Origin of the sequence: Pseudomonas sp. 2VD (assembly GCF_005503585.1) — a bacterium.
GTDB lineage: Bacteria > Pseudomonadota > Gammaproteobacteria > Pseudomonadales > Pseudomonadaceae > Pseudomonas > Pseudomonas aeruginosa.
In genome coordinates, this window is sequence record NZ_SCND01000521.1 from 1 (window position 1) to 3,102 (window position 3,102).

At 65.1% G+C, this 3,102-nt stretch carries 1 protein-coding gene; it reads right to left on the minus strand.

Annotation, left to right across the window (positions count from 1 at the left end; all coding sequences use genetic code 11):
* The coding region (locus tag FFS27_RS30985) for an FG-GAP-like repeat-containing protein (protein ID WP_256659805.1) at positions 1-3,102 on the minus strand (3,102 nt) is incomplete at both ends.

Sequence of the window (3,102 nt, forward strand, 5' to 3'; positions counted from 1 at the left end):
GCCGGCAGCGGCAACAGCCTCGGCATCGAATACGCCCGGCTCAACGATCCCGCCGTGCATTCGCCGCAGGTCAGCGCCCCCTGATAGAGATACTGGTAGTCGCGCGTGCCGCCGATACCGTCGGCGACCCGCAGGCGGCTGACCACCGGTCTGGGAATATTCAGCGAAACCTGGGGGAAGGCGCTGACCTGCGGCGTATGCACGGCGGGATCGTTGAGCCGGGCGTATTCGATGCCGAGGCTGTTGCCGCTGCCGGCGTCGATCCGACTGAGCAGTTCCGGCGAGCGTCGGTTGTGCAGGAACGCCCGCCAACGGATGCTGCGCCTGAGCGGCTCGACGACCAGGCTGCCGCCGACCAGCACATCCTGGAAACCGTCGCCGTTGACGTCCGCGACGAACATCTCGTAGGGGTCTACCAGCAGGCCTTCCGGGCTGAAGCCGCAGTTGGCGGCGGTCTGGTAGTACAGCCAACTCGCCGACTCGCGCCCGGCGGCATCCGGCGCGGTGTCCATGATCCGCTTCCAGACCGCCAGGGCATCCTGGCAACTCTTGTCCAGTTGCGTCGTCGAGGTTGCCAAACGGCGGCTCAGCGGAACCCCGGAGTCCAGTTCCTCGAAGCCGTTGCCGGTAAAGCGGAGCAGACCGAAAGTGCCGGAAGCGCGGGGATAGAGGATTTCCTCGCGGCCGTCTCCATCGTAGTCGACGGCCTTGGCCGCGTAGTCCTGGAGCGAGGCGCGAAACCTGTACTCTGGCAGCAACTGGGCAGCCGACAACGAAGTCCCCAGGCGCTGGAACAAACCCGCCGACAGGGGGCCGCCGGTATTCAGCAACAGATCGACCTTGCCGGAGGCGTTGGGTACCAGGTAGTCCATCTGCCCATCGCCATTGACATCGGCAGTCAGCGCCCGCGCCAGCTCGATGCCAAGGTCGACCATCGCCGCCGGCGCCATGCCGCTGCCACTGCGCCAGATACCTGCAGACAGCTTGCCGGCCTTGCCGCTGGCCAGGCGCACGCCGCCGCCGGGATCACTGCCCCAGTAGGAGAACCAGCCATAGTCGATGGTCTTGAAGCCGCTGAGCAGGGCACTACGAGCGAAGGAGGGGATGGCTCCGGAACGATTGAGGTAAGCCACCCAACTGCCATTGATGGGCAGGAACAGGTCAAGCGAGCCGTTCTGGTCCAGATCAGCCACCAGCGGCGCGTAGGTGGCGAAGCCGGTGGAACCGCCGGCCAGGGAATAGACGATGCCGTTGGGGCCGGCCGGCGGGGCGGTCCAGGTATCGCCCAGGGCAACCACGCCATTGGCCGTATACAGCATCCACTGCATGTCGGCGTTCGCGGAATTCGGGTCCTTCCTCATGCGCAGGAAGAGGATCTCGTCCTTGCCGTCGCCGTTGAAATCCATCCGCGTCAGGGAAAACAACGGCGTATTATCGGCGTCGTACAATAGCCGCTCGACCAGGCTGCCGCCGTCGTAGGTCACCGCCTTCAGCTTGCCCATGGTGGCGTTGACCAGGGCGTGGCGGCCGTCGCCATTCAGATCGGCGGTGACGAAGCTGGCCTGGCTGATCAGCACATAGTCGAACTTGTCCAAGCCAGCGGACTCAGCCGTCCCGGTATAACCATAGACGCCCGCCAGGTAGTCGAAGGCAACCGGACTCAGACACTCCTTGCCGGCGCTCCCCCAGGCGCACCGTTGCACCTGCTTCAAACGCACCTTGCTGGCGTCGCCCTGGGTGCGCTCGTAGGCAAGTTCGGTGCGAAACAACTGCTGCGCGGCAGGTCCCCGCACGGCGATCGCGGTCAGTACATGGGTGGAACTGGTATAGCCACCGGCGAAATAGCGCGGCACGCTGCGCAAGGCGCCTGCGTACTCGAAGGAAACCCGGTTACCGGCATAGAGTATTTCGCTGGGGACCAGACTGTTGGCGGCCAGGTAGCGGTATTCGATGGCATTACCGAAGCGGTCCGTCGCCAAACTGATGCCCCATTGATAGGGAACCGCCGCTCCTTGCGCCTTAATCGCAGCCGCGCCGCCATAGGTCAGAATCCGACCGTCCCGAGTACGTACTTCGAAACCGAGCGAGGCGGCGCTGCCGGTGGCCTGGACTCGGGAGAAGCTGTCGATCTCGGTACGATAGACGCTGCCCGGCTTGAAGTACTCGCCGGACAGCAACTGCAGGCGCATGCCATCCAGGCATAGGCGATCCGACTCCAACAGGCCGACCTGGCGGTTCTGCCCATCCTGGGCGATGCTCGCCGGACAACGCTCGATCGACGACAGCCCAGCCAGGCTCCAACCTTCGCCCAGCACGCCGCCCCCACCGCCCTGGACCAGTGCCAGCTCGGGTTGCAGCCCAGCAATGCCTGGCGGCAGCTCGAGGGGATAACGGTAGTCCAACCCACCGTCGCCTCTCACACCTGCCTGGGGAGCCAGCAGGTTCAACGCGGTGAAGGCTTCCGCTGCCTTGCCCAGTACCACGCCGGGAAGCGGAGTGGGTACGCTCAGGTAGCGAGCCACCAGTTGTCCACCGGCATCGATGAACAACGTGCTCTGCCCCTGGGTCGGATGGCTGACTCGAATGCTGGTACCGCCGTTGCCCAGCCAATCGCCAAGGGCGAAACGAGCGCCGGCGTCGTAGCCGATCTCGGTGCCCAGCCCGGTACCGCTGGCTACCTGCAGTACGCCGTGCGCGGAAGGGTTGCCGCTGACGATCAGCAGCGAGTCGCTGGAATCGTTCGGCTGCAGGACCAGGTCGAGGATGCCATCGCGATTCAGGTCGCCGATGAAGCTCTGGTAGGGCGCCGCCGTCCAGGCCACGGCGTTCAGATCCGCCGCCGGTGGATCGTAGAGGGCGCTGTAGCTGGCACCATTGCGCAGCAGGACGACATTCTTCAACGGTGGCAGGAGCGGAATCGGCGTAGCCACTTCGCCTCCCACCACGACCACCGAAGTGACCGCCTTCAGGTAGAGGTCCGGCTGACCGTCGCCATTGTAGTCGCCGCTATAGACACGGAAGTTTGCCGAACGCCAGCCAGCGGCGGTCGCGTCCCCGACCATGAGACAGATCGCCACGGCGACGATCCACGCACTCCAACGC